We start from the raw sequence: 26,510 nt of genomic DNA, 5'->3' as shown, positions 1-26,510 counted from the left end.
GCCATGCTCTGCTCGAGCCGAACGACGCTCAACGCGAGCGCGACGACCGGTTCTTGATCTCTACCTCAACCGCAGGCGCCCCTCCCGCGCAGCGGGTTCGTTCCCCGGCCCCTAGCGCAACGTAGAGCATCTGCTCGGCAAAAATCGCTCCTGTGAACTCCGACCTCGTATGGCGGACCAACAGGTTCGGCCAACATCAGGTGAGACGTAGTCCCAACAAACATGCAGTTCAGACAATCGATTACGCGTCTTTGTTGAAGTCGTGCCATGCGGCCGATCCGAGAGGGTCGGCCACCTCCAGCATCCTTCACTGACTGAAATACGCCCGAAAATCGGGGGCCCCATGTAGACTAAGTTGCATGGACTAAGTCATGAGGCCCGCAATGCGCACCGTCAATATCCACGAGGCCAAGACGCATCTGTCTCGTCTTGTCGACAGGGCGGCCAAAGGCGAATCCTTCATTATCGCCAAATCCGGCAAGCCGATGGTCAAGGTCGTTGCCATAGACGCACCTGCGGCCGGCGAAATGCGTCGGGTGGGGTTTATGGCCGGGCGGTTTTCAGTTCCGGACGATTTTGATCGCATGGCCGATGACGAAATCGAGAAGCTGTTTGGCGGCGATGCATGAAACTTCTTCTCGATACCCACCTTCTGCTCTGGGCGGCGGGCGAGCCCGAAAAGCTCCCGCCAGCCCTCGCTGAGATCGAGAATGCCGATAACCACTTGACGTTCAGCGCCGCAACTCCCTGGGAGATTGCCATTAAACGCGGTCTGGGCCGCCCTGACTTCAGGGTCGATGCGCGTCTTTTCGTCGGGGCCTGATCGACAATGGCTATCATGAGCTGCCAATCACCGGCGAGCATGCCGTTGCGGTGGAGGGGCTTCCACCCATCCACAAGACCCCTTCGATCGGATCCTGATTGCTCAATCGATTGTGGAAGGCATTACTTTGCTGACCGTCGACGATCTGGTCGCGCAGTATCCTGCGCCCGTCCGTCGTCTCTGATCAAGCGGACCCCAAGCGGTAGGGTAGTCCAGTTATCGCTTCAGACCACCCATGAAAGCCTTTACTCGAGCAGAGTCGACTTGGTTCCACCAGACGCCGTCGTGCTTCAGCGCGCTGGCGATGATGACCCCGTCGACAATGGCGAGGATATCCTTGGCATTGTCCGGCGTGACACCGCTGCCGACGAGCGTCGGCAGGCCGGCGGCCTGCTTGATCATGCTTATGTAGCCCAAATCTGCGGCGTGGCCGGTGCGCTGGCCAGTGGCGATGATGGCGTCGGCGTCGAAGAAGACCAAGTCCTTGACCAGTTCCTCCACCGGGCGGTCGGCGACGATGGCGTGTGCGCCGTGCTTGACATGCGCATCGGCGAAAATGCGGATGCCGTTGGCGCGCAGCCTGGCGCGGTAGCGCGCCGCGCGGCCGGACTCGCCTTCGACAAAACCCTCATTGGCGACGTAGGCATTTGCCCATTGATTGACGCGGACGAAGCCGGCGCCGGCTGCGCTGGCGATCGCCAGGGCCGGGATCGCGGCATTGGCCAGCACATTGATGCCGATCGGCCTGCCGAGTTCGCGGCGGATGCGGTCGGAAACGACCGCCATGTAGGCCGCCGTCTCCGGGCCGATATCATCAGGCTTGGCGAACGGGATGTCGCCATGGTTCTCGACGATGACGCCGTCGCAGCCGCCGTCGAGATAGGCCTTGGCGTCGTCGAGCCCGCGCTGGTAGATCGCCTCGATAGCCTCGCCGTCATAGCGCGGCGCGCCGGGCAGCGGCGCCAGATGAACGACGCCGATCACCACCTTTGTGCGGCCGAAAAGGTCCACGAGCGCGTCGCCGCCGGATTGGCCGAGCTGGGTCATGAGAGCTCCATTTGATCGATGAGCGCCGCCATCTCGGAGGCGGAAGGACAGGATGCCAGTGTGCCCGGCCGTGTCACGGCGATTGCGGCGGCGGCGAGCGCCAGCTTCAGCGCCGAGATGACCGGCATGCCCCGGGCAAGCCCACCGGCCAGACAGCCGCAGAACACATCGCCCGCGCCGCTGGTGTCGAGCGCTTCGACTCGCAGCGCCGGCAAACGAAGCGGTTCCGTCCGGTCCGTGCCAAGCACGATACAGCCTGCGGCACCGAGGGTGATGACGACGGTGCCTGCGCCTTTGGCCACCAGCGCGCCAGCGGCTGCTGTCATGTCATCCCGGCCGGTCAAGATTTGCGCTTCGGATTGGTTGACCACCAGAACCTCCGCCAGGCCGAGATCGGGCAGCGAGGCCGTGTCGATCGGGCTGGCGTTGAGAACGGTGCGCGCACCGTTCCCCTTTGCTGCTCTGAGGCAGGAATTGGTCACGGCAGTCTGTAAATTTCCCTGGCAGACGAGGATGTCGCCGGGAGCGATCCAGCGGACAAGTGCTGTTTGCGTCACCGGATCGAAGGCTTCGCTGCAAGCGACGCCGCTGACGATGAAATTCTCTCCGCCTTTATCGACGACGATGGTCGAGCGGTCGCTCGGCAGCTCGAATTCGCTCACCTCAAGGTCTGACAGCTCGCTGTCGAGGCGGCTCCTGATCCATGCGCCTGCGGGGTCCTTGCCGAGCGCCGTCCAGAACGTCACCTCTGCACCAGTCCGTGCTGCTGCGACCGCCTGGTTGGCGCCTTTGCCGCCGAGACCGTCGGCGTAGCTCACGGCATTCAAGGTCTCGCCCGCGGCAGGGAAGCGGCCGACACGAAACATGGTGTCGACGCAGGCATTGCCGACGACGTGGACATGCATGACTCAGCTCTCACCGGTCGCCCAGCCCAGCATCTGTTCGAACAGGGTCTTGTAGCCTGGCCAGGCGATGAATTGCGGCGGCAGCCAATGCGGCCCGACATCGGATGTCCAGGCCACGGTGCGGCCCTTGCCGTAATGGCCGGTGACAAGCAGCGGCAGCGAGCCATAGTCCGACGACACGCTGGCCAGGACCTCGGCCCCGTCCTTCAGCGTCACCTCGTTAAAACCGAGCAGGATCGGCCAATCCGAACCGAGACCCCTGAGGATGGGATGGCTCGACCCTGGTTTCGGCACCGGCGCAAAGCCTTCGGGAACCTCGACGCGGTCGTCGAATGCCAGGCAGTTCACCGGCAGCACGTCCTCGACCGCGGTCTTGTGGTAGCGCGCGCCGCCATTGATGCCCTGGAAGCTGTAGTAACCGCCGAACATCAATAGACCGCCGCCGCCGCTGACGTAATCGCGGAGCAGGCGCAGGCGGTTCGGCGTCGGCTTGGAGTGGACCCAGGTGTCGGGATGCAGCAGCAGCGTGTTGGCGCCGATGTCGGAGAGCACGACCGCGTCATAGGCCGACAGCGCCTCCATGGTCTGTGGAAAGCCGCGCTGCGCCTCATGCGCCGGCATGAACATGACGTCGAAGTCGGTCGCCTTCAGTGCGCCCAGCAACTCGTCTGCGCCGGTGTGGTAGGTAACGGTCGGAAACTGGTCGAAACCCTTGATATGGGTCGCGGTCGACACCCAGGATTCGCCGGCAAGCAGGATCTTCTTCTTGGACATTTGAACTCCAGTGTAATTCCAGGCCGCTTAGAGCCGCGCGAATACGCTTTTCGGATTGGCGATCAGCATGCGGTCGAGGGCCGGCTGCTCGACGCCGTGGCGTTTTAGGCGCGGTATGAAATGCTTCAGGATATAGCCATAGCCGAAGCCGCCGAAGCGCGTCAGCATGATCTTGAGGAACACATCCTGCGACAACAGCAGGCGGTCGCCGAAGCCCGCCTCGACAAGGGCGGCGATGGCGCGTGCGTTCTCTTCGTCGGAGGGCGATTGCGCGTCCTGGTCGGCATAATAATAGTCCATGCCGATCATGTCGTATTCGAGGAACGCGCCGCGCCGGGCGAGGCTTTTCTGGTAGTCGGGATCGTCGTGGCTCGGGTTCATGTGGCAGAGCACGGTGTGGCGAAGATCGGCGCCCTCGGCCTCGACGATATCGAGCACCTCGTGCGCCAGCCGCTCCCAGCCAGGCAGATGGATCGACAGCGGCACGCCGGTTATGCGCGAGGCGCGCGCCGAAGCCCGCAGCGACTTGCGTTCCTCCGCGGTGAAATCCTTGCTGACGCCGACTTCGCCGATCAGCCCGGCCATGATCGGCGGCTGCGTCTCGCCGCCGCCGACATCGTTGACGATGAACTCGGTCACGGCGTCCACATCCATCGCCTTCAGCCATTCGGGATGGGTGTGCTCGAGATAGAAGCCGGTGCCCATGACGATCTTCAGGCCGGACATGCGGCTGATGCGGGCGAGCTTTTCGGGGTCGCGGCCGATGCCGATATTGGTGGCATCGACGACGGTGTGGCCGCCCAGCGCGCGATAGCGCTGCAGCTCAGACAGCGCCAGGTCGGCGTCGTCGAGCGAGACGTTGTCGCGGTTGACGTATGGGTTCATGCGCAACTCGCCGATGATCTCGATGTTCACCGGCTGCTCGGCGATCACCATGTCATCGGGATGGCAGGGGCATTTCCAGCTGCGCGCGCCATCGAGCAAGATGTGCTCGTGCATCAGCGTAATGCCCATCTCCTCGACCGGAACCGGGCCGAGCACGGTCATCACATGGCCGGTTTCGACGCCAATTGGTAGCCGTCGCCTGGGCACCGCGTCATCGAACAGATCGCTCATCGGCTCAACGGCTCCGCACGGCGCCGCGAAACAGGCGGAAGTTCAGCCAGATGGCGATCAGGATGATTGTTCCGGTGACTATCGGCGTCAGGAAAGGCGACAGATGCGCCAGGATCAGGCCGTTGCCGATGACGGCCACGGTCAGCGCGCCGAGCACCGTGCCGATGATCGTTCCGCGGCCGCCGAACAGGCTGGTGCCGCCGAGCACGACGGCGGCAATGACTTCCAGCTCGAAACCCTGGCCGGCATTCGAAGATCCCGATCCAAGCCGGGCAGCAATAATGATCCCGGCAAGGGCTGCCGCGGTGGCGGAAATCACATAGACGAAGAGCGTCGTCTGCCGCGTATTGACGCCGGCGCGCCGCACCGCCTCGGCGTTGGCGCCAATGCCGGTGACATAGCGGCCGAATGGCGTCTCGTTGAAGGCGAGATAGGCGATGGTCAGGATCGCCAGCGCGATCAGCGCCGGCACCGGCACGCCAAGAAACCAGGCGCGGCCCAGCACGGTGAAAGCGCTTCCTGGCTCGATGGGGATGGAATAGCCGCCGGTGATCAGCAGCGCCACGCCACGGATCACCGAAAGCCCGGCAAGCGTGACGATGAAGGACGGGATGCCCTCATAGGCAATGAAATAGCCCTGTACCGCCCCAAGCAGGGCACCGAGCGCCAACATGGCGAGGATAACGACTGGCCACGGCAGGCCAAACTGCAAAACCGTCGCCGACAGCGTCGCCACCAGCGCCAGCACGGAGCCGACCGAAAGATCGATGCCGCCAGTGGTGATGACGAAAGTCATTGCCGCGGCGACGATCAGCAGCGGCGCCGACTGCCGCAGGATGTTCAACAGATTGGGCGATGTCAGAAACGCGTCGGTCGCAACCGAGAAGATGATGCAGACGACCAGAAAGAACAGCGCGATCGAGACGACGCTGCCATTGGCGAGCAGCGCATCGCGCCAGGTGCCCCTGCGTACTCGTGAGGGCTGGGCGGTGTGGATCGCGTCGCTCATGCCGGCGCTCCACCGCGATAGCCGTTGGTGGCGGAACGCGCACTGAACTTCCGGCCGACGATCAGATTGACCACGTCTTCGATATTGGTCTCGCCGATCAGCCGCTCGGCGACATTGCGCCCTTCATACATGACTTGGATGCGATCGCAGACGAGGAACAGATCCTGCAGCCGGTGGGTGATCAGGATGACGCTGACACCGCGCGCACTGACTGCGCGGATCAGTTCGAGCACCGCCTCCACTTCGGCCACGGCAAGCGCTGCCGTCGGCTCGTCCATGATCAGCACGGCCGGCTCGAACGAGGCGGCGCGGCCGATCGCGATCGACTGGCGCTGCCCGCCGGAGAGGTTTTCGACCTTGAGCCGCGTGTCTGCAATCACGATACCGAGCCGATCGAGCATCTGGCGCGTCTCGTCATGCATGCGCTTCTTGTCGAGAAAGGAAATGCCTGCGATGCGGCGGCGCGGCTCGCGGCCGAGAAACAGATTGCCGGCAACATCGACCGTGTCGCACAGCGACAGGTCCTGGTAGACCATCTCGACGCGCGCCGCACGTGCGTCCGCCGGCGAGCTGAAGATCACCGGCTTGCCGTCGATCTCGATGGTGCCGGCATCGGGAACCACTGCCCCCGACAGCACCTTGCTCAATGTCGACTTGCCGGCGCCATTGTCGCCGACCAGCCCCAGCACCTCGCCCGGCTTCAGCGTCAGCGACACGTCATCGAGCGTCTGGATGGCGTTGTAGCGCTTTGAGATGCCGCTCATCCGCACCCGATAGGTCTGGCCACTGCTCATCTGGAATTCCACGCGATTGCAAGGGATCCGCGGCGCAGCCTCGGGCGGCGCCGCGGCTCGGTCGCCGACGCAGTTTACTTGAACATCCCGCGATATTGGTCGACATTCTTCTTGGTCACGATCGTCACCGGGATATTGATGATCGGGTCGATTTTCTCGCCCTTCTTGATCTTGCCCAGCGCTTCGACCGCGGCCTTGCCTTCGCCGGCCGGATCCTGCTGCACGACCGCCACCACCCAGCCGTCATCGATGCCCTGAACGGCCTGCTTGGTCAGGTCCCAGCCGAACACCTTGACGTCGCCGGTGCGGCCCTGGCTGGTCACCGCCGAAACGGCGCCGAGCAAGGCCGGCTCTCCGGTCGCATAGAGCGAGTTCATGTCCGGATTGGCCGTCATCAGGTTTTCCGAAGCGCTCAACGCGGTCTCCTGAACGTTCTGGCCGTCGACTGTGTCGAGGAAGGTGACGCCCTGGCCGCTTTCGGTCACCGCCTTCTTGAAGCCGTCGAGCCGCTGGTTCTGGATGAATGAATTGAGTGCGCCGACGATGCCGATCTTGGCCTTGCCGGCCATATCGGTCTTCACATAGTCGGCGTAGAATTTGCCGATGTCCTCGCCGGCTTTGGTGTTGTCGACGCCGATGAACGAAATATTGTCGCCGTCGGGGATCTGCGCGTCGATGGCTATGACGGGAATGCCGGCCGCCTTGGCTGCAGTGATCGCCGGCTTGACGCCGTTGACGTCGATGGCGACCAGAATGATGCCGTCGACTTTCTGCGTGATGTAGTTCTCGATCGCGTCGTTCTGCGCGCTCGGCACATTGTTGGCGTTGAAAATGACCAGCTTGGCGCCAGCGGCGTCGGCAGCCTTTTGCGCGCCCTCGTTGATCTGGTTGAAGAACAGGGCCTGCTGGTTGATGTTGACGAGAGCGAACGTATCGGCAAGCGCCGATCCCATGGCTGCCGAGCCCATGGCAATGGCGGCGGCACAGCCGGCGAGAAGTTTGAACAGACGCATTTCGGTTCCCCTTGCTTGCGGACCAGACCTCGGCTGGTCCCGTTGGTGCTACAGGCACGAGGCAAGCATTCAAGAGACTTGAATATTTGTCAATCCAAATGAACGCACAGCGTTGCTCAGAAAGTCGCCGGCGTGTTGACCCAGAAAATGCTAGCGCGTTCCTCGCCGACGTTGCGGTAATGATGCGGCAGCTCCGACCTGAACACGAAGGCATCACCCGTGGCGAGAGCATGGCGCTTGCCGTCGACGATCAGTTCGACCCGCCCGGCGAGCACGTAGCCGACTTCCTCGCCGGCATGCTGGATCGGACCTTCGCTCGAGCCCTCTGCCTCGATGTGATGGATGTTGCATTGCAAGAGGTGGCCAGGCGAATACGGGATGATACGTTCGAGCGAAATTCCTTCCCCACGCCGTAGCGCGTCGAGCGCGATCAAAGGCCTTGCGCCCGCCCGGAATACGATCGCCTCGTCGTCATCGACTTGCTCGAACATCCAGCCGATGTTGGTGTCGAGAACCTCGACCAGGCGGTGAAGCATGGGCAGTGACGGCGAAGCCTTGCCGTTCTCGATCTTGGACAGCAGGCTTTCCGAGCAATTCGCAGCCGCGGCCAGCGTCTTCAGCGTCATGCCGCGTGTCTGGCGGGCGAGGCGCAGCCGAGTTCCAAGTCTTGCGGCATTTACGGTGGCGTCCGTTTCTGATTCTGGCCGCCGTCGATCGATTTTGTTCATCTGTTCGCCAACCATTCAACGGTCAAGGGCAACTATCGCGCGAGCAAAAGACCTCGGCTGACGATTTGCAAGTGCTGATGCGTCAAATTCGAGACTGCAGCCGCAGCTACCTCATCCGGCGAATGCCGCTCCCGCATGAACCGTGCTGATGATCCCGCGCCAGTTATCCCCTATCGCTTGGCTGTCCATCGTGGTCGAAATCGCCAGCCGTTACCGCGTTTGCATCACGTGGCGAGTGGACTTGGAACGACAATGCGGGCAAGGCGGGCCACGCAGCCAATCTACACAACCACGGCCGCGCCGACACGATAAAATCTGGACTGTCACCGAATTGCGCAGCGCGCCCAGAAGTCACCCGCGGCAGCGCGCCATGGAGTTACACCAGGTGCGCAGGCTCTCGATAGCCGCGACGTACTCAATGAAATCGCTGGGGGCAGTCGCGCACCGCTTGAGCTTCGGCAATTTTGAAGAAAGTCCAACAGAATTAATGGACCTAGCACCTTGCTGATGTAAGTTGCGGAAGCGACGCGCGGTTAATGCTTTAGAAGTATAGATACATCGACACGAGGTGCGAAGAAGCAACGCCAATACAACTGATTGGTTACAACATATTTATTTTCGCAGATATGGTATTGCCCGTCCGGGGATTCCTGTACACGGTCACGTGGGATGGTGAAATTATGCGGCAAATAAGTGTACCCGCCGTCTACCCTGGACCGCACCGAAGACCGAGGTATGGCGCGGCAATCTGAACCGCCGCAGCACTTGAATTTGGTCTGTGGGTCAATCTTATCTTCGTACCAATCATGGGCGTTAGCGGCTGTTGCGGCGGCGATACACATCGCCGTGAAGATGAGCCTTCGCATGGCATTCCTCAGGTATCTGGCAGGCGCTGCTCGTTGGGTTTCCATGCATATTAGCTTTCCATTGAAAATACCATTGGCCTCCGACCGACTTAACGCAGCTCCAGCAAGCGACGCTCGCAACGGAAGACGCATTGGGTCACGTCAGGACGACACTTGCGCCGACCAAAGGTCAGCTCTTGTCGCTCCGGGTTGGAAACCCGACCGTCTGCTCTGCGCCCTATGTCGGCCGTAGACGTCGGTCTTGTCATTGCCCGGAAGCAGACGTCGCCCAAAGCGGGAGCGATCGTGGTTGCGCGACATCTCGAGCACAGACTAGCTATAGTGGAGCGTTACGGCGACCCAGCAGCAGAGCGATGCCCAAGGCCGGAAGCGTTGCCGTCGCAACGACGAGGAAGACGAATTGCAGCCCGGCCGACCCAGCGACCAAGCCGAGCGCCGGACTGCCGAAGCCGAGCGCCACGTCGAGGAAGACGGTGTACAGTCCCATGGCCAGGCCGCGGCTGCGTTGCGGAAGACGGCTTACGGCCTCGGCACCGAAACCGGGATAGACCAGGGAGTAGCCAAGGCCAGTCAGGCCCGCTCCGATGGCGGCGAGAACAGGCCCGGGCGCAAGCCAGGTCAGCATCAGCCCTGCCGCCTCGACCGCCACGAAGATCACAGCGACGCGCGCGCCCCCCAACCTGTCAGGCAGGTGGCCGAAGCACAGCCTTGCCGCGATCAGCGACGCGGCATAAGCGGTGAAGGGAAGCCAGACCGGCTGCCAGCCGCGTTCGGCAAAGAGCAGCGCGCCAAAGGACAGGATCGCGCCATAGCCAAGGCTGCTGAAAGCAGCTCCGACGCCGGGAAGCCAGACCGCTTGCGCCACGCTCGTCCATGACTGTCGCGCGGCGCTCGCGGCGAGGCTGGTGCCACGCATAGGCAGGATGGCAAGCAGCGTCGCAAGCGGCAGGCCGACCGTCGCGAGTGCGATCGCGGCGAAGCCGCTCGCCGCGTAAAGCGCAGATCCGATCGGCGCGCCTAGCCCGAGCGCCGCAAACATCGCCGTCCCCACCCAGGCTATGACCTTTCCGGAGTTCTGTCCGCCCGCAAGGGAGAGCCCCCAGGCGACGCCGCCGGTGATGATGAAGCTCTCAGACGCGCCCAGTACCGCCCGGCCGGCGAAGAGCGCCGATGCGGACGCTACCGGCCGGTCGAGCAATGCCAGCGAGCCGAGATAAATGAATCCCGCCAGGGCAGCGGCAATGAGGCCGACGATGACGGCCCGCTTGCCGCCGCGCCCATCGGCATAATTTCCGGCTCCAATGCGCGACAGCATCGAGGCGACGAACTGGCTGCCCGTCACCAGCCCGACTGCGAAGGGGCCGAAGCCGAGCTGCTGGTGAAGATGCAGCGGCAGGACGGGTAGCGCCAAGCCGATCAGGAGGAAGCAGGCGAAGACAGCCGCCATGATTGGCACCAGTTCCGCCATTGCGCCATTTCGGTCAGAAGTCCGCGCCATTGTGGCCACCGGCGACATGTTGACAGTCGGGCTGTTCCGATCAGTAACGTTCGTAGGTCACGCGCCAGCCTTCGGCCGGATTGTCCGGGGTGAGGACCAGTTTGTTGTCCAAGACTTCGAATTTGCGTTTCATGCTCTTCCCGACAAGATTGCGGACCACGGAGGACTCGATCGTGATGACGAAGGTCTTGTCCTGGTCGTTGATGGCGACCGGCCCGTAATAGGCTTCGTAGCCATTCGCTGTATAAGGCGTGTCCGGCGCCTTGGCGTCGGGGTTCTGGGCCTGCACCGAGAGGGTGCCGGCCTCGGTGAAGATGAGCTGGCCGGAATATGGCACGGGCTTGAGGTTTCCATCGGCACCGGCTTCGAGCGACCTCATGCGCCATGCGCCAATGATCGGGGACTCTTGGGCCAAAGCCGGCGTGGCGACCGAAAGCGCAAGCGCAGCGATCTTCAATCTCATCGTCATATGTCGTTGTTCCTTTTCTGATTTGTGGGTGCGAACAGGCCGTCCGCCCTATCTTCGCTCACACCGAAAGCATGACCTTGATGGCGCGCCGCTCGTCCATGGCGCGGTAGCCTTCAGCGACCTCGGCCAACGGCAGCTTGAGGTCGAAGACCTTGCCGGGCCTGATCCTGCCCTTGAGCACACGGTCCATGAGGTCGGGCAGGAAGCGGCGCACCGGCGCGGGGCCGCCCAGCATGCGCTTCTGGCCGAAGAAGAGATTCTGGCCATCGAAGCTCACGCCATGCGGCACGCCGACATAGCCGATGGTGCCGCCGGGGCGAGAGCAGGCCAGCGCCTGGTCAAAGGATTCCGCCGTGCCGACGCATTCCAGGACGGAGTCCGCGCCGACGTCCTTGGTGAGCTCCTTGATGCGCGCGACGCCTTCCTCGCCACGCTCGGCCACAATGTCGGTGGCGCCAAACTCGCGGGCGAGTTTTTGGCGGCTGACGTGCCGGCTCATGGCGATGATGCGCTCGGCGCCCATCTCCTTGGCCGCAAGCACGCCCATCAGGCCGACCGCACCGTCGCCGACCACCACCACTGTCGATCCTTCTCGGACCTCGGCTGCGTCGGCCGCATACCAGCCAGTACCGAGCACATCGGACACGGCCAGCAGGTCGGGGATGAGTTCGGCCGGCGGCACCTCGGCGGTGGCGACCAGTGTGCCATCCGCCAACGGCACGCGGGCATAAGGTGCCTGCGCGCCCGACATGAATTCGCGTTGCACGCAGGACGACTGGAAGCCGAAGCGGCAGTGCGGGCAGGTATTGTCGGAGAGACAGAACGAGCCGACGACGAACTGGCCGGGACGGACCGTGCGCACCTCTGCGCCGACCTCGACGACGATGCCACAATATTCGTGGCCCATATGCATCGGGCCGTCGACCGGCTGCAGCCCGCGATAGGGCCACAGGTCCGAGCCGCAGATGCAGCTTGCCGAGAGCTTGATGATGGCGTCCGTCGGCCGCATGATTTTCGGATCGGCGATTTCCTCGCAGCGGATGTCGCCCGGTTTGTGAAGAACAGTTGCGAGCATTTTGGTTCCTTTCGAGTGGAGAAGATCAGGCGCCGTAGTCGGCGTCGCTGACATGTTCCAGCCAGTCCACGACCTTGCCGTCTTTGACCTCCTGGACGGCAATGTGGGTCATGGCGGTCTGAGGCGACGCGCCGTGCCAGTGCTTTTCTCCGGGCGCGAACCAGACGACGTCACCCGGACGGATTTCTTCGACCAGGCCACCCTCGAGCTGCACGCGGCCAAGGCCCGAGACGACGATCAGCGTCTGGCCGAGCGGATGCGTATGCCAGGCGGTGCGGGCGCCGGGCTCGAAGGTCACCTGTGCGCCTTGGACCCGCCCGGCATCGAAGGGATTGAAGAGCGGATCGATCCGCACCGTGCCGGTGAACCAGTCAGGTGGCCCCTTGCCGGAAGGTCTCGTGCCAGCGCGAAGAATATCCATGGTGCTCTCTTTTGCGTCCTCAAATGCGTTCGACGCGAAGCGGGAACTCGCCGCGAATGTGCAGGGCCTGCTCGCCATCGTCGAAGCGGCCGAGCCTGATCAGCCCGGGATGGCGATAGTCGGCGTAGAACATGGCCAGGTTGCCCCAGGGCATGAAATAACACAGGTCATAGGGCTGCTCGTTGGCGAACGGACCGCTTCCCTCCTCAGTCAGCTTGCGCGGCAGATAGGCGATCTTCTCGTTATGCGCGTAGTCCTCGATCTTGAGGTCGAGCGGCAGCATGGAGAAGAAATCCCGCGCCGACGGATTGTCGTAGAGCGTGGCGGTCATGGTGCGGCCGTTGAAAATCATCCTGATCTTCATGTCAGTTGGCTCCTGGCTTACAGGGGCTTCGCCTTCTTGGCTGGCGGCTGCGCGAGGCAGGGCCGCCACCGCGAGCGCGGCGCCAAGCAATGTCCTGCGGCTGAGCGGCGCACGCTCGATGGTCATGGCAAAGATCTCCGGGCCGTATGCGATGCGGCAAAGGCGGCGAGCGCTGATCCGCAGAGCAGCACCGCGCCTAGAGTGAACGCTCCCCACCAGCCGACCGTATCGAAGAGCGTGCCGCCGATGGCGGCACCGCCGGTGATGGCGAGCTGGATGACGGCTACCTGCAACCCGCCGCCGGCCTCCGCGTCGTCCGGCAACGTGCGGCTGAGCCAGGTGCCCCAGCCAACCGGCGCGGCCGTGCCGAAAAAGCCCCAGGCAACGAGCAGCGGCGCTGTAGGAATTGGCATCGTACCGAACGCGATGAGCGCTACGGCCAGCGCGGCCATGACAAGCGGGATGACGATGAGGATGCTGAACAGGCGCGTGCGCAAGAGCCGGCCTATGCAGAGGGTGCCGAGCACCCCGGCCAGCCCCATCGCCAGCAGGATCGCCGAAAGCTCGGCGATGTCGAGCTGAGTGACGCTCTCGAGGAAGGGCCGCAGATAGGTGAAGAGGGCGAACTGACCCATGAACAGCATCATGATTGACGCCATGCCGGTGGCGACAGGAAGACGGCCGAGGAGCGCCAGCGGATTGCCAGGACGCTTCCTCCGGCGCGGGGGCAGCGCCGGCAGGCTTGTCCACTGCCAGACCAGCGCCAGGACCCCAAGCGGCACGACGAGGAAGAAAGCGCCGCGCCAGCCGACATAGGCGCCAAGAAAACTGCCCAGCGGCGCGGCGAGCGTGGCCGCAATGGCATTGCCAGCGTTTAGCATGGCGAGACCCTTCGGAACCATGTCTTGCGGCACGAGGCGCATGACGATCGCGGTCGACATCGACCAGAACCCGCCGATCGCAATGCCGAGTAGCGCCCGGCCGACCATGAGGAACGCGTAGTTCGGCGCGAAGGTGACAGCGAGCCCGGACACGATGAGGAGAAGGGTAAAGCCGGTCACGACCAGTCGGCGGTCGATCCGGCGCGTGAGGCCGGCGACCAGCAGGCTGGTCACGACGGCGAAAGCGCCCGAAATCGAGATCGCCTGTCCCGTGCGGCCCTCGGTGATGCCGAGATCGGCCGCTAGCGGCGACAGCAGGCTGACCGGCATGAATTCCGACGCGATGAGCACGGAAACACACAGCGCCATCGACAGCACCGCGCCCCATGCGGCGCGGTCTTCGACAAGCCTTGTGTCGTAGGTCGTTTCCATAGTTTGGCATCCTTGCAAGGCGACTGGGGCGGATCAGCCGCCCATCCCCGTCGCCATGCCGGAAGATATTGCAGAGGAACCCATTCTATTAGACTAAGTAATTCGCATGGACTTATCTGCTCATGATATAAATGTCCGACCGGAGGTGCCCTATGCAGCGCGATGGCATGAAGGATCTGCTCTGGTTCGTGGCGGTCGCGCGGGAGCGCAGCTTCACCAAGGCGGCGGCCAAGCTCGGAACCTCGCAGTCGACCCTGAGTTCGACAATCAAGGAGCTTGAAGCTCGTCTTGGCGTCCGCCTGCTGACACGTACGACGCGGAGCGTCGCACCGACCGAGGCCGGCGAGCGACTTTTCCAATCTCTTGTTCCCCGCTTCGAGGAAATCGAAGCCGACCTCGCAAGCCTGGTGGCCTTTCGCGACAAACCCTCCGGAACGGTCCGTATCTCGCTGTCCGACCATGCGCTCCAGACGACCGTCTGGCCGAAGCTGCAGCCCTTGCTCGGCGACTATCCTGACGTGTGCGTCGAGCTCTACAGCGACAACGGCATGCAGAACATTGTGGAGGAGCGCTTCGACGCAGGCGTGCGGCTTGGTGAGAGCATCGACAGGGATATGATCGCAGTGCGCATCGGGCCGGATTGGCGGCTCGTCGCCGTGGCTTCGCCGGAGTACTTTTCCCGCCATCCGGTTCCGACCGCACCGCAGGATCTGGTCGATCATGACTGCATTAATATGCGGCAGGCGACGTTCGGCGGATTATATGCCTGGGAATTCGCCAAGGATGGCCGCGACCTTCGTGTGCGGGTGGAAGGCCAACTCACCTTCAATTCGTCCATTCCCATGATCGAGGCTGCGATAAGCGGTTTCGGGATCGCCTATGTCCCGGAAAACCTCGTCAGCCACCAAATCGCCAACGGATGCCTTAGGCTCGTGCTTGATGACTGGAGTCCGCCGTTTGCGGGCTATCACCTCTACTACCCGAGCAGGCGACAGCTCTCGCCTGCGATGGCGGTGATCGTTGAGGCGCTCCGCCATCGCATCTGACGGGAGGTCGGGCAGTTTGCGTCTCAGCGCCGCAAGAACCGATTTGGCTGCCTCGGGGTCGTCCAGAGTGATCGCCAGGGCCTTTGCGCTGTCAATTTTCGCGGCGGCCACCATCTCCTCCTGCGAAGCGTTGCCGAAAAAGACCGGTAGACGTTCTTTCCGGGACCGCTCTACATTTTTGGCGTCGAGGTCGACTGCAACCCACCTGTATCCACGCTCGTCGAGCAATCTGCCGATCACCCGGTCTACCCGCCCGAACCCGGCAATGACGAATGTCCGGACACGGCGCACTGAAGCAACGCAGCATTTTCCACTTTGAGGCGAAGTAATTCTCAACTATGGTCCGCCATGCTTTTGGCATGAGGGGGAATATTGCCGATGGTTTTATCACGCAGGGGTGTCGTGCTCGGCGGCCTGGCGCTGGTCGCGATGGGTGCAACCGGCAATATTGCTCAAGCAGCGGCGGCAAAATCCTTTTTCGCCGGTACCGCCAGCGACAACAATTTTGTGTATCGCAAGACCAACTTCGCGAAGATCGACAAGAGATGGCATCGCCAGATCGTCAAGTATTTCAGTAGCGAGCCGGTCGGCACCGTCGTGGTCGATACCCGCCACCATTTCCTCTACGTCATCATGGAAAACAAGACCGCCATCCGCTACGGCGTCGGCGTCGGCAAGGACGGCTTCAAATGGTACGGCCGCGCGACGATCGACCGCCGCGCGCTGTGGCCGGACTGGGTCCCGCCTCCCGAAATGCGCAAGCGCAGGCCGGAGCTACCGGACATGATCGCAGGCGGCGCGTCCAACAATCCGCTCGGGCCGCGCGCGCTCTATCTGCACCGCGACGGCGCCGACACTGGCTACCGCCTGCATGGCACGCTGGAGCCATGGAGCATCGGCACTGACGCTTCCAGCGGCTGCATCCGCATGTTCCCGGAAGACATCATCGACCTCTACCAGCGCTGCCCGATCGGCACCGCGGTGCAGGTCCTGCCGCACATCGCCGACCAGGCGCCCGCTTCCACCACTGTCGAATGATTGGCGCCTCATGAACCGCATCATTGAAAACACGCGCCGGCTGCTCGCCGCAGGCCTGCTGGTGCTGGCCGCATCCTGCTCGACCAGCAACACGCTGGCCCCTTCCACGCCCGACGTCACCAACACCGAGGTTGCCGGCTTCCAGAACGTGCAGCCGGGCAGCGAGGAGGATTTTATCCTCAATGTCGGCCGCCGCACCTATTTCACGCAAGGTTCGGCCGCGCTCGATTCCGTCGCCAAGGCCACCCTCGACACCCAGATCGCCTGGTTGGCAAAGCATCCGCGCTGGCTGCTCAAGCTGCAGGGTTTCGCCGACGATCCCGGCGCAAAGGAAATGGCGCTGTCGCAGCAGCGCGCCGATGCGGTGATGGACTACCTCGCCGCCGGCGGCATAGACCGCAACCGCATGTGGGCCAAGGGCTACGGCAAGGACAGGCTCGTCCGCGAGTGCCCCGACACCGCCTGCAGGTCGCAGAACCGCCGCGTTGTGTCTAATTTGCGCGATGAGAGGGACGAGCCGTAGGGGGCTGCTGTTCTGCTTGTGACCCGAAGCAGAGTCTCGCACGCGACGGCGGTATGGCTGCTTTGCGCCGCAATGTCGGCCATAGAGGCGAACTTTGCCTCCCCCGGAAGCAGACACTGCGATTGACCGCGCTGAAGGTCGTGATCGCGCCAGAGCCTGCAAAGGCACAACTCGGCACACGAGGGCGAACATTCCGCTGCGGAAACAACTTGAAGAAACGCTTCGCGACCCATAGCATGCCGCGCCATGGTGAAATCTGAGGTCAGTGAGATCGGTCGGGTTTTTGAGCCAGTGCAAGGTAGGGAGGATAATAATTATGGCTTCCGAAGTACAGGCAAACAACGGTGTTAACGTAGAGGCGCTGCTCGGCGCACGCGAAGCGCTCACCAACGCCCCGGAGGCAGCGCAGTTCAAGTGGCGCGCGGCCTGCGAATGGAAGGATGGCACCCACAGCCACTCGTCGGTCGAGAGCTTCTACGGTCTCGGCGAGGATCAGCATCGCAAGACCACCTTCACATTCGACGCAGACCATCCGGAGGTCTTCGCTTCCCAGGACAAGGGCGCCACGCCCGTCGAATACGTGCTGGTCGGACTGGCGAGTTGCCTGACCGCCGGCATCGCCGCGGTTGCCCAGAACCGGAACATCCAGTTGAAGTCGGTGAAGGCGACCATCGAAGGCGACATGGATCTCGCCGGAATTCTCGGCATCGACAGCGACGTGCGCAACGGCTTCAGCGGCATCACGGTGAAATACAACATCGACGCCGACGCCAAGCGCGAGGACATCGAGGCTATCGTCGCTCAGTCGCAGAAGCGGTCGGCGGTCTATGACATTGTCACCAATCCGACGAACGTCACGGTCGTGGTGAATTGAAAGGCGCTTCGAACCGTAGACTCTCCTGATGAGAGGGTGCGATTAGTTCCGTCACCACAGCGATCGTCGGCGCGGGGCACGCGGGGCTCGCGATGAGCCGCTGCCTCGCGGAGCGCTCTATCGACCATGTGCTGCTGGAGCGCGGCGAGATCGCCCATACCTGGCGCACCGAGCGATGGGACTCACTGCGGCTGCTCACCCCGAACTGGCAGAGCCGGCTGCCGGGCTTTCGCTATGACGGCGACGATCCCGACGGCTACCGGACGATGCCTGAGGTGATCGACTTCCTCGGGAACTATGCCAAGGCGATCTCGGCTCCGGTCAGAACCCACACGACCGTCACCTCGGTTCGCAGCGACGGGGCGGGATATCTTGTGCGCACGGACCGCGGCGAGTGGCGGTGTCGGACCGTCGTGCTGGCGTCGGGCGCGTGCAACATCGCGCGCCTGCCCGACGTCGCCAGCCGCGTGCCGCCGTCGGTCGCCATGCTGACGGCACAGTCCTACCGCAATCCGGGTCAGGTCGCCGACGGTGGCGTGATGGTGGTGGGCGCGTCGTCGAGCGGCACCCAGATCGCACAGGAGCTGCAGCGTTCGGGGCGTCAAGTGACCCTGTCGGTGGGCGAGCACATCCGGGCGCCCCGCGTCTATCGCGGCAAGGACCTGGAATGGTGGATGGACGCCGCCGGCGTGCTCGACGAGCGTTACGACGAGGTGGACGACATCAGGCGGGCGCGACGGGTTCCTTCGCTACAGCTTGCCGGCACGCCCGACCGCATCACCCTCGACCTCAATGCGCTCGACGACCTCGGCGTCCGGCTCATCGGTCGTCTTGCCGGCATCACCGAAGACGGCAAGGCCCAGTTTGCGGGGTCGTTGCGCAACATGTGCGCGCTTTCCGATCTCAAGATGGCCCGGCTGCTCGACCTCATCGACGAATGGGCGCGCGCCAACGGCCTGGACGCTACGGTCGGGCCGCCGGATCGCCCGCCGCCGACCCGTGTCGAGGACAACCCGCCGCTCGGCCTCGATCTTGCCGGAGACGCTATCAGGACGATCATCTGGGCCACCGGCTACCGGCCGGACTACTCCTGGCTGGAACTGCCGGTCCTCGACCGCAAGGGCCACGTCCGTCACGACGGCGGTGTAGCGGAACATCCGGGCCTGTACCTGATGGGGACGCAGTTTCTGCGCCGCCGCAAGTCTGCTCTGATCGACGGCGCTGGCGACGACGCGCGGGATCTCAGCGATCATCTGGCATCGTACCTCGGGCAAAATTCAATCTGATAGCAGAATCAACGTCTGAGACTCCAGAGGGAACAGGTTGGTTGCCGCGACACCCCCGAATTCTGCGCCCCTGCAGTCATATTCCCAAATGCAGCTTTGGCTTCCAGAAGGGGCGGAACAACTCAATCTTTGGACAGCGGTTCATCACCACTTTCAAGCCCGCTTCCTCCGCCAACTGGGCGGCAGCGTCATCGCGCACCCCAATCTGACCCCACAGAACCTTGGCATTAATTGCGATGGCCTCCTGTGCAACTTCCAACAGATCTTCGGAGCGGCGAAAAACCTCAACCATATCCACAGCCCGGTCGATGGCCGCTAGTGACGCGTACACCTTAAGCCCTCGAATCTCATCCAGACCGGGACTGGGGTTGACCGGGATCATGTCGTAGCCGATTTCGTGCAGCACCCTGAGTACCCCATAGGAAAATTTAGTTTTATCGGGGCTGGCCCCAACCATCGCGATGGTTTTGACCGAATTCAGAATGTCTTGCAGATAAGCCTCCGAATAGGGCTCATCATGATTCATATGGGTCATTTCTTTGCTTCCAACGGGGTCGCAATATCGGCTTTCAATTCATGAGCGGCCAGCGGGTCAAGGAAGGGGTTGCGATAGAGCTTGTCGTGGCTCTCAACGCCGACCTCCAGCGTGCAGTCGCTCAAAGGGCGGGCGACGCAGAGGATTATATAGCCATTGTTGATCTGGCGGTTGTTCAGCGCCCGCTGCGCTTTTTGATCGACTTTGCCGCTGATTATTTTGGCCGCACAGGTTATGCAGCCGCCATACTTGCACCCATACGGCAGATCCACGCCCTGCTCGCGCAAGCTTTGCAAGAGGGGCTTGCGGTGATCGACGTCAAAGGCCGCACCGCCTTGATTGGCGAGAATGATGGTGAAGCAGGTCATACCCAGATGTCACTCGTGCAATCACCCCCGGGATAACGGGTTTCGTGGCAGCGGCTTGGTCCATTTGGTTCCTTACCAAAATCAACAACGAATAGCGGATCGATTTCCATGCCGCCGTTTTCCGTATCGCAATTGACCATCAGCATGCATCCGCCATTGGTGCGGATTTCCGGATAGAACTGATTATCCCACGTCGAGAAGAGTGAGGTCGTCACATAAAGGCGCTTGCCGTCGAGGCTGAGCTGTATCATCTGAGGCCCGCCAGTCACTTTCACGCCATTGACCTCAGGCGCACGGCCGAGAAGTCCGCCCATCCACACTTGTCCGGTAAGCTTGGCGTTGTGAGGGTCCGAGATGTCGTACTGACGAATGTCGCCATGCAACCAGTTGCACAGATAGAGGTATCTATCGTCCATGCTGAGCAGAATGACCGAGATCACGCCCGGTATTGGTATCGGCCATGCGGGATGCGGCTCATTGCCGACATCGACAATTTTTTCCCATTGCCAGTCACCCGCCGCGTTCTTCCACCAATGGATGATATTTGCAGAAAGGGCCGCGCCAACAAAGCCGTGACTGCTGTCGGGGTTATGATGGAATCGCACTTCCAGTGGGATCAAGCCATCTTCACCGAGATAGAATGTTTGCTTTGGCTCCTTCTTTTCAAAATCCCAGAAATGGATCTCTCGGCCATATTTCAGATGACCAACCTCTTCCAGGTCAAAGCCAGGCATGAAGGTATTGGGCGCGGCCCATTCCGAGCTGACCATTACGTTGTGTCGCGGCTGGTACCAGAAATCATAACCAAACTTGATCCTGCCCATGGAATTTTCCCAGCGGCCGACAATCTCGAACTCCTTGCTGAGTTGCAAATAGCCGCCGGGGGCATTGCCCTGGGCGTCACCAAGCATGGAAACGATGATGTCCGAGCCCAGGCAATGCACCGTGTGTGGCGCCGACAGGTTAGTCCTGGCTTTGATTTCAGCGCCGTCTATCACCTTGAACAGTGTCGGGCTGCGCGGATCGGTACCGCAATCGACAATATGCAGATTTGACGAGCGCACACCCGGCACGATCAGATATTTCCGCTCCATGCTCGCATCGCCATGGCACGACGAACAGGCATTCCAGCCCGAGTGATGAAGCTCATCGCCAATACCCGGCATTTGCAAACGCGAAATCACCTGGCTGTAGGTCGAACTCTCCGGGTCGACATCAATCGTGCACAGATAGTCCGGCTTCTGAATGCCCGTGCCGGTGTAGATGGCAATCGTATAGAGCAGCTTTTCGCGAGGTGCCGTCATCGCCTCGGCTGGAGAAGCATAGCCCGGTCCACAGCAATGATTGGTCATGGGTACTTCCCTTTGAACAGATCACTCGCCAGCCCCAAAGGGGCAAGCTGGAATGTTAGTGCATGCTTGGCATTGGCGCTATGGCCGGGGAGGCGGAGGCGGCATAATAGGCGCGCCCGACGGGGTTGACAGCCAGATGATCGTGCGCGAACGGCTCGACGATCATCCACCTGCCGTCCGGATTGAGCGAGCTACGAGCATGCGTGACATGGCGTCGAGGCTGCCGATCTCCCCCACAACAACGGTACAACAACGGGGAAGTTGCGCTCTCTCCCAAAACGCGGCTCCGCCTCGCTTTTTTATTGATCACGGCAAAAAAACAACGCTAACTGGCTCCCGCGAGGGGCCATGCTGACAAGTGATGAAGTGGGAGCAATCCCGTTGTTTTCGGGTTTGCCGGCGGCAGAGCTGGAGCGGCTGGCGCGGACAGCGGCCGATCTTCACCTCAGCCCCGGAGAGTTCGCGATTCACGAGGGTGGAGAGGCCGCGCTGTTTGCGGTTCTCGCCGGCAAGATCGAAGTCGTAAAGACCTTCGACGGCATCGAGCGAACGCTGGGTTGGCGTCTGCCGGGAACGATCTTCGGCGAGGTGCCGATTGCGCTTGGCTCGGGTTTTCCCGGTGGCTATCGCGCCGCCGAATTTTCCCGCGTCATGCGCATCGACGTTCAGCAGTATTATTCCATCGCCGCGGTGTCAAAGGACGTGGCCCAAAAGGTCAGCGCGCTTGCCCGCGAGCGGATGGGCGGGCTGCAAAGCGTCACTGCCGAGCCGCAGAGGCCGCGCGTCACATTGGTCGGCCATCGCTGGGACACGGCGTGCGGCGAACTGCGCCGGTTTCTGGCCCGCAACCAGATTTCGTTCACCTGGCTGTTGCCCGACACGTCGGATGCCGAGGCTTTCTGGTCTGCCCTCAGCAGGCCGGCTCTCGATGGTCCCGTTGCCCGGCTGGCGGACGGGGAGATTATCGAAGCACCCGCCGTGCGCGATCTTGCCATCCGCCTCGGGCTGCAGACGCGCCCGCGCGGCGCCGAGTACGACGTCGCGATCATCGGCGGCGGACCGGCCGGTCTTGCGGCTGCGGTCTATGGCGCCTCCGAGGGGCTGCGCACCATCGTCGTCGAACGCGAGGCGCCCGGCGGGCAGGCGGGAACATCCTCGCGCATCGAGAACTATCTCGGCTTTCCAAGCGGCATTTCCGGCGACGAGCTTGCCAGCCGCGCGCTGCAGCAGGCAAAGCGGCTCGGCGCCGAAATCCTGGTCACCCGTTCGGTCGCCGGCATCGACCCGACGACGCACGAGGTGGTGCTCGACGGCACCGATGTCGTGCGCGCCCGCAGCCTCATCCTGGCAACCGGCGTCGCCTGGCGCCGTCTTGCCATCGACGGGTTCGACCGGTTGATCGGCAAAGGCGTTTATTATGGCGCCGCGCGCAGCGAGGCGAGCAGCACGCATGGGCAGGATGTCTACCTGATCGGCGCCGGCAATTCGGCCGGCCAGGCGGCGATGCATTTTTCCGGCCATGCGCGCAGCGTGACGCTGCTGGTGCGCGGCCCCTCGCTTGCCGACAGCATGTCTCACTATCTGATCGAGCAGCTCAGGGCGAAATGCAACGTAAAGGTCCAGCTTCACTCCGAAGTCCAGGCGGTGCACGGCGAGACGCACCTGACGGCGATCGACATTCTCGACAAGACCGGCAACGAGGTGAGCCGGCACCAATGCGGCGGGCTGTTCGTGTTCATCGGCGCCAACGCCGAGACCGAGTGGCTGCCGGCCGACGTAGCGCGCGATGCACGCGGTTATGTGCTGACCGGCGACGACGTGAAGAAGGCCGGGCTCTGGTCGCATGGCCGCGACCCCTACCTGCTCGAGACCAGCGCGCCCGGCATCTTCGCCTGCGGCGACGTACGCCTGAGCCCGGTCAAACGCGTTGCCTCGGCGGTCGGCGAGGGCAGCATGGCCATCGCCTTCGTCCACCAGTATCTGGCCAATGAAGAGAAAGTAGACCGCAACCAAAGCTAGAGGGTCAAGTAACCAGAATGTCATCAGCCGGTCGATTCGGCGTGAAAACCGCCAATTAAGCATCGAAAGCACGCTTGACGGCTGGCCGCACTTCGCCGCGGGCTACATAAGCGGAGAGGTTCGGATATTCGTCCAGTATACCCGATCCGTTCAACCTGCGCAGCACCGCCACCATCAGAAGGTCACCGGCCCTGAACGCACCATCGAGCCAGTCGGCATTGCCCAGGCGATCGGAAAGTTCGCCGAGCCGGCCACGGATGCGATCCTCGACCATGGGCAGGCGCTGCTTATGCCAGGTCTCGTCGCGGGTCGTCAGCGGCCCCAAGGCTGGCGGGCGGCAATGCGCCCCTTCCTGGACATTACCAAAGCAAGACCACGGGGAATTCTGACCCACGTCCCGAACTTCATGGCCTTCGTCTCGCTGGAATGTCTAACGCGACTCCGTCATGATGTCCCAGCCCTGTCGAGCGACGCTGCCAAAGCCGTTGACGCCAACGCAGGTGATGAGGGCAGGCTAGACCAGTGCAGCAGATCCGCCCGGCGACTTTTCTTTTTGCGGCCCGAGCCCTGCGCGACATGGGCGATGGCTTCGTGGCCGTTCTGTTGCCGGTCTATCTCCTCGCATTAGGCTTCGCGCCTCTGCAGGTCGGCATCATAGCAACCGGATCGCTGCTCGGTTCAGCGCTCTTAACCATCGCCGTCGGACTCCTTGGTGCCCGACACGATCACCGCCAACTCCTGCTTGCCGCCGCCAGTCTGATGGTGGCCACGGGTGTGGCCTTTGCTGTGGTCCACGACTACGCGCTGCTTTTGGTGATCGCCTTCGCAGGCACCATCAACCCGTCGGCCGGCAGCGTCAGCGTATTCGTGCCCTTAGAGCATGCCGTGCTCACACGCGAAGTCACCGACGCCGCGCGGACCAAGATGTTCGCGCGCTACAGCCTTGTGGGTGCGCTCGCAGCCGCGGTTGGCGCGCTCGCTTCGGCAACCCCTGATCTTCTGGCTCCAGCCGGCCTCGACCAACTCACCGGCATCAAGGCGATGTTCGTGCTCTATGCGTTGCTGGGCCTGCTCGGCGGTCTGCTTTACGCGCAGATCCCGCGGCGCCGTCCAACGTCGGACTCCGGCAGCACGTCCGCGCTTGGCCCCTCGCGGAATATCGTTTTCAGGCTTGCGGCCCTTTTTAGCCTTGATGCCTTTGCCGGCGGCTTCCTCGTCCAGTCGCTGCTTGCCCTGTGGCTTTTCGAAAAATTCGACCTGTCGCTTTCGGAAGCGGGCTTTTTCTTCTTCTGGTCCGGGGTGCTTTCGGCGTTCTCATTCCCCGTTGCCGCCTGGCTGTCGCGGCACATCGGACTCATCAACACGATGGTGTTCACACACATTCCGTCCAGCATCGCCCTGATGCTGGCGGCGCTTGCGCCGACGCTTCCTCTGGCGCTCGCCCTGCTGCTGATCCGTGCCGCGCTTTCGCAGATGGACGTCCCAACGCGCTCATCTTACGTCATGGCGGTCGTCACGGAGGCGGAGCGGGCAGCCGCCGCGAGCTTCACATCGGTACCGCGCAGTTTGGCTGCCGCAGCCAGTCCCGCCCTGGCGGGCGCTCTGTTCGCTGCCTCGTTCCGGGCTTGGCCCCTGATCATCTGCGGTGCACTGAAGATCGCTTACGATCTGCTGCTGCTGCTGCAGTTTCGGCACCTCAAGCCGCCGGAGGAACGGTGATGCAGCCGCCGGTTTGGGGTGTTTGACCAGGATGGGTCAATCGCGAAGGAAAACGTTGGAAAGTTGTCGATCACTTCCGGCTGTCGCGGAGCGTGAAATGTCGCCTCGCTTCCTCGTGACATTGTCTGCCGCACTTTATCTGACATCATCGGTGTTTGCCGGGGCAGGATCACCCGTTCCGTCGAACGTCTGCTATGCGTGGAAAAGCCGCTGCAGAAGGTCCGCATCGGTGAAGGTTTTTCGATGTGGGCCGCAGCGCGAGGGGTGCGGGCTGGGTCGACATCGGCCCGCGTTGAAAAACCTCCCAAGGAGGACGCCGCGGGGTCATCTTCGGCTCTGCCGAGATGTTCGGCCCGAATGATTGGGTCGCGCGCAAGGGGATCGAGTCCCGCTCGCGCCCCGATTATCGGCCGTTACCAGCCGTAGCTGAAGATGGCGCCGCCACCACCGTCGCCGTTCTGCACGACATTGGCCTCGGTGTTCCTTCCGAACTGGAAAATACCGTAGGCGTTGTCGTTGCCGTTCTGCCTCAGGATGGCGGAATGGCCGTTGCCCTCCTGATGGATGATGCCCAGATTGCCGCGGCCGTTCCGGCCGAGGCCAGCAGCATTACCGTGTCCGGACTGACGGATTCTGGCGCCGTGCAGGCCGCGATACTTCGAATAGACGCGCAGGCCGGTCGCCAGGGCGCCGGCGCCGCGGGCGTTGGCAGGAGCAAATGTCACCGACACCCAGCCTCCTGCGTAGGCCGGTGCGGACAGCGCCACCTGGCCGATGCTGCCGGCAACGAGAGCGGCAGTAAGGGTTATGAACATATTGCGGGTCATCTTGGTCTTCATTTCCGGCTGCCTCAGCCTATGGCCAACCTTCCCGAATTGCGGCTGAACCATCCCGGAACCCGTCGTTCAGCTGTCGTTCAGTCATTTTTCCCGGCTCGGCACACATAGAAAAGGCGCCGAACGCCGACGCCCTTTTCGTGAACTGGCCGGTGCGATCAGGTCGCGCCGCCGACCCGCGCGGCGCAGCCGATGCTCTTGCCATCGACCGCAACTTCGAGCTTGGCGTCGTAAACGCCGGCCTTTGCGTCGAGCGTGACAGCGCCGAGCGTAGCTGGCTTGCCGGGCGCAGCGCTGAAGGCGCCGCCCTGCTCGATGCTGGTGCCGCCGGTGCGACCGGTGCTTTCGACATGGAAGGAATAGGTGCCACTCACGTTTCTGTCGGCATAGGCAAGCGCCTCAAGCAAGACCATGCCCCCTTCCGGCGTGGCGCGGATCTCGCAGCGCACCGGCCCAACGGACTGGTCGGCGGTGGCCATGGTCGCCAGCGCGCCGGCCGGGACCAGGACCAGGGCGAGTGCCGCCATGACGCGGCGGGAATGCTTGACGATGCGGGGCATGGTTCGTCTCCTTGGCTTGGCTAGCGGCCGGGCCCGGCCGGTTAAGCCGCCCGGCGGCGGGTGGGGGGGTGTTTTGGGGAGCGGGGGCGAAAGAGAGCCCAAATGGAGCCGCCCCCGCGCGGGCATATGCGGGCGGGCC

Annotated in this window: 27 protein-coding genes and 3 pseudogenes; 9 read left to right on the top strand and 21 right to left on the bottom strand. The window is 62.8% G+C overall.

All coding sequences use genetic code 11. The annotated features are described in order from the left end of the window. Positions 1-383 precede the first annotated feature (383 nt). Both NKH93_RS32580 and NKH93_RS32575 read left to right on the top strand, forming a co-directional pair. Positions 384-629: a type II toxin-antitoxin system Phd/YefM family antitoxin gene (locus NKH93_RS32580; RefSeq protein ID WP_352579659.1), complete on the top strand. Its 246-nt coding sequence runs from the start codon at positions 384-386 to the stop codon at positions 627-629. Then, positions 626-1,007, top strand: a pseudogene (locus tag NKH93_RS32575) (type II toxin-antitoxin system VapC family toxin). The gene NKH93_RS32580 and the pseudogene NKH93_RS32575 overlap by 4 nt, the downstream one beginning before the upstream one ends. Before the next feature lie 32 nt (positions 1,008-1,039). On the opposite strand, the gene NKH93_RS32570 reads toward NKH93_RS32575, so the two are convergent. The 14 genes from NKH93_RS32570 to NKH93_RS32505 form a co-directional block, all read right to left on the bottom strand. After that, positions 1,040-1,870, bottom strand: coding sequence for a BtpA/SgcQ family protein (locus tag NKH93_RS32570; protein ID WP_352474307.1), 831 nt, complete (start codon positions 1,868-1,870; stop codon positions 1,040-1,042). After that, positions 1,867-2,775, bottom strand: coding sequence for a ribokinase (locus NKH93_RS32565; protein ID WP_352975504.1), 909 nt, complete (start codon positions 2,773-2,775; stop codon positions 1,867-1,869). Before NKH93_RS32565 ends, NKH93_RS32570 begins: the two co-directional genes overlap by 4 nt. Before the next feature lie 3 nt (positions 2,776-2,778). Then, positions 2,779-3,549: a glutamine amidotransferase gene (locus NKH93_RS32560; protein ID WP_352975500.1), complete on the bottom strand. Its 771-nt coding sequence runs from the start codon at positions 3,547-3,549 to the stop codon at positions 2,779-2,781. Between the two features lie 27 nt (positions 3,550-3,576). Beyond that, positions 3,577-4,665, bottom strand: coding sequence for a phosphotriesterase family protein (locus NKH93_RS32555; protein ID WP_352975497.1), 1,089 nt, complete (start codon positions 4,663-4,665; stop codon positions 3,577-3,579). Positions 4,666-4,669: 4 nt separating this feature from the next. Beyond that, positions 4,670-5,674: an ABC transporter permease gene (locus tag NKH93_RS32550; protein ID WP_352975494.1), complete on the bottom strand. Its 1,005-nt coding sequence runs from the start codon at positions 5,672-5,674 to the stop codon at positions 4,670-4,672. Next, positions 5,671-6,468: an ATP-binding cassette domain-containing protein gene (locus NKH93_RS32545; protein ID WP_023721835.1), complete on the bottom strand. Its 798-nt coding sequence runs from the start codon at positions 6,466-6,468 to the stop codon at positions 5,671-5,673. The genes NKH93_RS32550 and NKH93_RS32545 overlap by 4 nt, the downstream gene beginning before the upstream one ends. Before the next feature lie 74 nt (positions 6,469-6,542). Beyond that, positions 6,543-7,481, bottom strand: coding sequence for an ABC transporter substrate-binding protein (locus tag NKH93_RS32540; protein ID WP_352975487.1), 939 nt, complete (start codon positions 7,479-7,481; stop codon positions 6,543-6,545). Positions 7,482-7,597: 116 nt separating this feature from the next. Further along, positions 7,598-8,209, bottom strand: a complete 612-nt coding sequence (locus NKH93_RS32535) for a cupin domain-containing protein (RefSeq protein ID WP_352975484.1) — start codon at positions 8,207-8,209, stop codon at positions 7,598-7,600. Between the two features lie 1,182 nt (positions 8,210-9,391). Further along, positions 9,392-10,573 (bottom strand): arabinose transporter, encoded by a 1,182-nt coding sequence (locus NKH93_RS32530; RefSeq protein ID WP_352780204.1) that lies wholly within the window; start codon positions 10,571-10,573, stop codon positions 9,392-9,394. A 40-nt stretch (positions 10,574-10,613) separates the two neighbouring features. Next, entirely contained in the window at positions 10,614-11,042 is a 429-nt protein-coding gene (locus tag NKH93_RS32525) for a lipocalin-like domain-containing protein (protein WP_352780203.1), read from the bottom strand. A gap of 58 nt (positions 11,043-11,100) precedes the next feature. Beyond that, the gene (locus NKH93_RS32520; protein WP_352975479.1) at positions 11,101-12,117 is read right to left on the bottom strand and encodes a zinc-dependent alcohol dehydrogenase family protein; all 1,017 of its coding nucleotides are present in this window, start codon (positions 12,115-12,117) and stop codon (positions 11,101-11,103) included. Positions 12,118-12,142: 25 nt separating this feature from the next. Then, on the bottom strand, positions 12,143-12,538 hold the full coding sequence (locus NKH93_RS32515) for a (R)-mandelonitrile lyase (protein ID WP_352780199.1): 396 nt from the start codon (positions 12,536-12,538) through the stop codon (positions 12,143-12,145). Between the two features lie 19 nt (positions 12,539-12,557). Beyond that, positions 12,558-13,028, bottom strand: a complete 471-nt coding sequence (locus NKH93_RS32510; RefSeq protein WP_352771172.1) for a cyclophilin-like fold protein — start codon at positions 13,026-13,028, stop codon at positions 12,558-12,560. Next, entirely contained in the window at positions 13,025-14,215 is a 1,191-nt protein-coding gene (locus NKH93_RS32505) for an MFS transporter (RefSeq protein WP_352975474.1), read from the bottom strand. Before NKH93_RS32505 ends, NKH93_RS32510 begins: the two co-directional genes overlap by 4 nt. A 152-nt stretch (positions 14,216-14,367) precedes the next feature. On the opposite strand from NKH93_RS32505, the gene NKH93_RS32500 reads away from it, so the two are divergent. Continuing rightward, on the top strand, positions 14,368-15,261 hold the full coding sequence (locus NKH93_RS32500; protein ID WP_352780197.1) for a LysR family transcriptional regulator: 894 nt from the start codon (positions 14,368-14,370) through the stop codon (positions 15,259-15,261). A 12-nt stretch (positions 15,262-15,273) separates the two neighbouring features. On the opposite strand, the pseudogene NKH93_RS32495 reads toward NKH93_RS32500, so the two are convergent. Beyond that, positions 15,274-15,552, bottom strand: a pseudogene (locus tag NKH93_RS32495) (NAD-binding protein); the annotation flags it as partial. An 87-nt stretch (positions 15,553-15,639) separates the two neighbouring features. Between NKH93_RS32495 and NKH93_RS32490 the strand changes: the two are divergent. The 4 genes from NKH93_RS32490 (at position 15,640) to NKH93_RS32475 (ending at position 18,982) form a co-directional block, all read left to right on the top strand. After that, positions 15,640-16,299: a L,D-transpeptidase gene (locus NKH93_RS32490; RefSeq protein ID WP_352474291.1), complete on the top strand. Its 660-nt coding sequence runs from the start codon at positions 15,640-15,642 to the stop codon at positions 16,297-16,299. A 10-nt stretch (positions 16,300-16,309) separates the two neighbouring features. After that, positions 16,310-16,822, top strand: coding sequence for an OmpA family protein (locus NKH93_RS32485; protein WP_352771165.1), 513 nt, complete (start codon positions 16,310-16,312; stop codon positions 16,820-16,822). 316 nt (positions 16,823-17,138) lie between these two features. Beyond that, a complete protein-coding gene (locus NKH93_RS32480; RefSeq protein ID WP_023679231.1) occupies positions 17,139-17,696 on the top strand; it encodes an OsmC family protein in 558 nt (185 codons plus the stop codon). Positions 17,697-17,737: 41 nt separating this feature from the next. Further along, positions 17,738-18,982: an NAD(P)-binding domain-containing protein gene (locus NKH93_RS32475; RefSeq protein ID WP_352686769.1), complete on the top strand. Its 1,245-nt coding sequence runs from the start codon at positions 17,738-17,740 to the stop codon at positions 18,980-18,982. A 76-nt stretch (positions 18,983-19,058) separates the two neighbouring features. On the opposite strand, the gene NKH93_RS32470 is transcribed toward NKH93_RS32475, so the two are convergent. The 3 genes from NKH93_RS32470 to NKH93_RS32460 are packed head-to-tail and all read right to left on the bottom strand — an operon-like array spanning position 19,059 to position 21,237. Continuing rightward, positions 19,059-19,508, bottom strand: coding sequence for a CoA-binding protein (locus NKH93_RS32470; RefSeq protein WP_352975518.1), 450 nt, complete (start codon positions 19,506-19,508; stop codon positions 19,059-19,061). A gap of 5 nt (positions 19,509-19,513) precedes the next feature. Continuing rightward, entirely contained in the window at positions 19,514-19,885 is a 372-nt protein-coding gene (locus NKH93_RS32465) for a 2Fe-2S iron-sulfur cluster-binding protein (RefSeq protein WP_352474288.1), read from the bottom strand. Next, entirely contained in the window at positions 19,882-21,237 is a 1,356-nt protein-coding gene (locus NKH93_RS32460; protein WP_352542634.1) for a selenium-binding family protein, read from the bottom strand. The genes NKH93_RS32465 and NKH93_RS32460 overlap by 4 nt, the downstream gene beginning before the upstream one ends. Before the next feature lie 348 nt (positions 21,238-21,585). Between NKH93_RS32460 and NKH93_RS32450 the strand changes: the two genes are divergently transcribed. Next, positions 21,586-23,256, top strand: coding sequence for an FAD-dependent oxidoreductase (locus NKH93_RS32450; protein WP_352542635.1), 1,671 nt, complete (start codon positions 21,586-21,588; stop codon positions 23,254-23,256). A 55-nt stretch (positions 23,257-23,311) separates the two neighbouring features. Here the strand turns inward: NKH93_RS32450 and NKH93_RS32445 are convergent. After that, a pseudogene (locus tag NKH93_RS32445) lies at positions 23,312-23,560 on the bottom strand (glutathione S-transferase family protein); the annotation flags it as partial. A gap of 272 nt (positions 23,561-23,832) precedes the next feature. Here NKH93_RS32445 and NKH93_RS32440 point away from each other — a divergent pair. Next, complete coding sequence (locus NKH93_RS32440; RefSeq protein WP_352929360.1) at positions 23,833-24,975, top strand: MFS transporter; 1,143 nt, start codon at positions 23,833-23,835, stop codon at positions 24,973-24,975. Positions 24,976-25,388: 413 nt separating this feature from the next. Here the strand turns inward: NKH93_RS32440 and NKH93_RS32435 are convergent, their stop codons facing one another. Both NKH93_RS32435 and csgH read right to left on the bottom strand, forming a co-directional pair. After that, the gene (locus NKH93_RS32435) at positions 25,389-25,802 is read right to left on the bottom strand and encodes a curlin (protein ID WP_352929357.1); all 414 of its coding nucleotides are present in this window, start codon (positions 25,800-25,802) and stop codon (positions 25,389-25,391) included. A 167-nt stretch (positions 25,803-25,969) separates the two neighbouring features. Next, positions 25,970-26,371, bottom strand: a complete 402-nt coding sequence (gene csgH / locus NKH93_RS32430) for a curli-like amyloid fiber formation chaperone CsgH (RefSeq protein ID WP_352542636.1) — start codon at positions 26,369-26,371, stop codon at positions 25,970-25,972. Positions 26,372-26,510 lie beyond the last annotated feature (139 nt).

This window comes from Mesorhizobium sp. M0954 (genome assembly GCF_040319155.1).
Taxonomy (GTDB): domain Bacteria; phylum Pseudomonadota; class Alphaproteobacteria; order Rhizobiales; family Rhizobiaceae; genus Mesorhizobium.
Note: the sequence above shows the minus strand (reverse complement) of the source record. Positions and strands in the feature narration are given on the sequence as shown.

Excerpts from the sequence above, each read along its gene's own strand:
- NKH93_RS32580 (WP_352579659.1), top strand. The coding sequence starts at position 384 with ATGCGCACCGTCAATATCCACGAGGCCAAGACGCATCTGTCTCGTCTT.
- NKH93_RS32570 (WP_352474307.1), bottom strand. The coding sequence starts at position 1,870 with ATGACCCAGCTCGGCCAATCCGGCGGCGACGCGCTCGTGGACCTTTTC.
- NKH93_RS32565 (WP_352975504.1), bottom strand. The coding sequence starts at position 2,775 with ATGCATGTCCACGTCGTCGGCAATGCCTGCGTCGACACCATGTTTCGT.
- NKH93_RS32560 (WP_352975500.1), bottom strand. The coding sequence starts at position 3,549 with ATGTCCAAGAAGAAGATCCTGCTTGCCGGCGAATCCTGGGTGTCGACC.
- NKH93_RS32555 (WP_352975497.1), bottom strand. The coding sequence starts at position 4,665 with ATGAGCGATCTGTTCGATGACGCGGTGCCCAGGCGACGGCTACCAATT.
- NKH93_RS32550 (WP_352975494.1), bottom strand. The coding sequence starts at position 5,674 with ATGAGCGACGCGATCCACACCGCCCAGCCCTCACGAGTACGCAGGGGC.
- NKH93_RS32545 (WP_023721835.1), bottom strand. The coding sequence starts at position 6,468 with ATGAGCAGTGGCCAGACCTATCGGGTGCGGATGAGCGGCATCTCAAAG.
- NKH93_RS32540 (WP_352975487.1), bottom strand. The coding sequence starts at position 7,481 with ATGCGTCTGTTCAAACTTCTCGCCGGCTGTGCCGCCGCCATTGCCATG.
- NKH93_RS32535 (WP_352975484.1), bottom strand. The coding sequence starts at position 8,209 with ATGAACAAAATCGATCGACGGCGGCCAGAATCAGAAACGGACGCCACC.
- NKH93_RS32530 (WP_352780204.1), bottom strand. The coding sequence starts at position 10,573 with ATGGCGCGGACTTCTGACCGAAATGGCGCAATGGCGGAACTGGTGCCA.
- NKH93_RS32525 (WP_352780203.1), bottom strand. The coding sequence starts at position 11,042 with ATGACGATGAGATTGAAGATCGCTGCGCTTGCGCTTTCGGTCGCCACG.
- NKH93_RS32520 (WP_352975479.1), bottom strand. The coding sequence starts at position 12,117 with ATGCTCGCAACTGTTCTTCACAAACCGGGCGACATCCGCTGCGAGGAA.
- NKH93_RS32515 (WP_352780199.1), bottom strand. The coding sequence starts at position 12,538 with ATGGATATTCTTCGCGCTGGCACGAGACCTTCCGGCAAGGGGCCACCT.
- NKH93_RS32510 (WP_352771172.1), bottom strand. The coding sequence starts at position 13,028 with ATGACCATCGAGCGTGCGCCGCTCAGCCGCAGGACATTGCTTGGCGCC.
- NKH93_RS32505 (WP_352975474.1), bottom strand. The coding sequence starts at position 14,215 with ATGGAAACGACCTACGACACAAGGCTTGTCGAAGACCGCGCCGCATGG.
- NKH93_RS32500 (WP_352780197.1), top strand. The coding sequence starts at position 14,368 with ATGCAGCGCGATGGCATGAAGGATCTGCTCTGGTTCGTGGCGGTCGCG.
- NKH93_RS32490 (WP_352474291.1), top strand. The coding sequence starts at position 15,640 with ATGGTTTTATCACGCAGGGGTGTCGTGCTCGGCGGCCTGGCGCTGGTC.
- NKH93_RS32485 (WP_352771165.1), top strand. The coding sequence starts at position 16,310 with ATGAACCGCATCATTGAAAACACGCGCCGGCTGCTCGCCGCAGGCCTG.
- NKH93_RS32480 (WP_023679231.1), top strand. The coding sequence starts at position 17,139 with ATGGCTTCCGAAGTACAGGCAAACAACGGTGTTAACGTAGAGGCGCTG.
- NKH93_RS32470 (WP_352975518.1), bottom strand. The coding sequence starts at position 19,508 with ATGAATCATGATGAGCCCTATTCGGAGGCTTATCTGCAAGACATTCTG.
- NKH93_RS32465 (WP_352474288.1), bottom strand. The coding sequence starts at position 19,885 with ATGACCTGCTTCACCATCATTCTCGCCAATCAAGGCGGTGCGGCCTTT.
- NKH93_RS32460 (WP_352542634.1), bottom strand. The coding sequence starts at position 21,237 with ATGACCAATCATTGCTGTGGACCGGGCTATGCTTCTCCAGCCGAGGCG.
- NKH93_RS32450 (WP_352542635.1), top strand. The coding sequence starts at position 21,586 with ATGCTGACAAGTGATGAAGTGGGAGCAATCCCGTTGTTTTCGGGTTTG.
- NKH93_RS32440 (WP_352929360.1), top strand. The coding sequence starts at position 23,833 with ATGGGCGATGGCTTCGTGGCCGTTCTGTTGCCGGTCTATCTCCTCGCA.
- NKH93_RS32435 (WP_352929357.1), bottom strand. The coding sequence starts at position 25,802 with ATGACCCGCAATATGTTCATAACCCTTACTGCCGCTCTCGTTGCCGGC.
- csgH (WP_352542636.1), bottom strand. The coding sequence starts at position 26,371 with ATGCCCCGCATCGTCAAGCATTCCCGCCGCGTCATGGCGGCACTCGCC.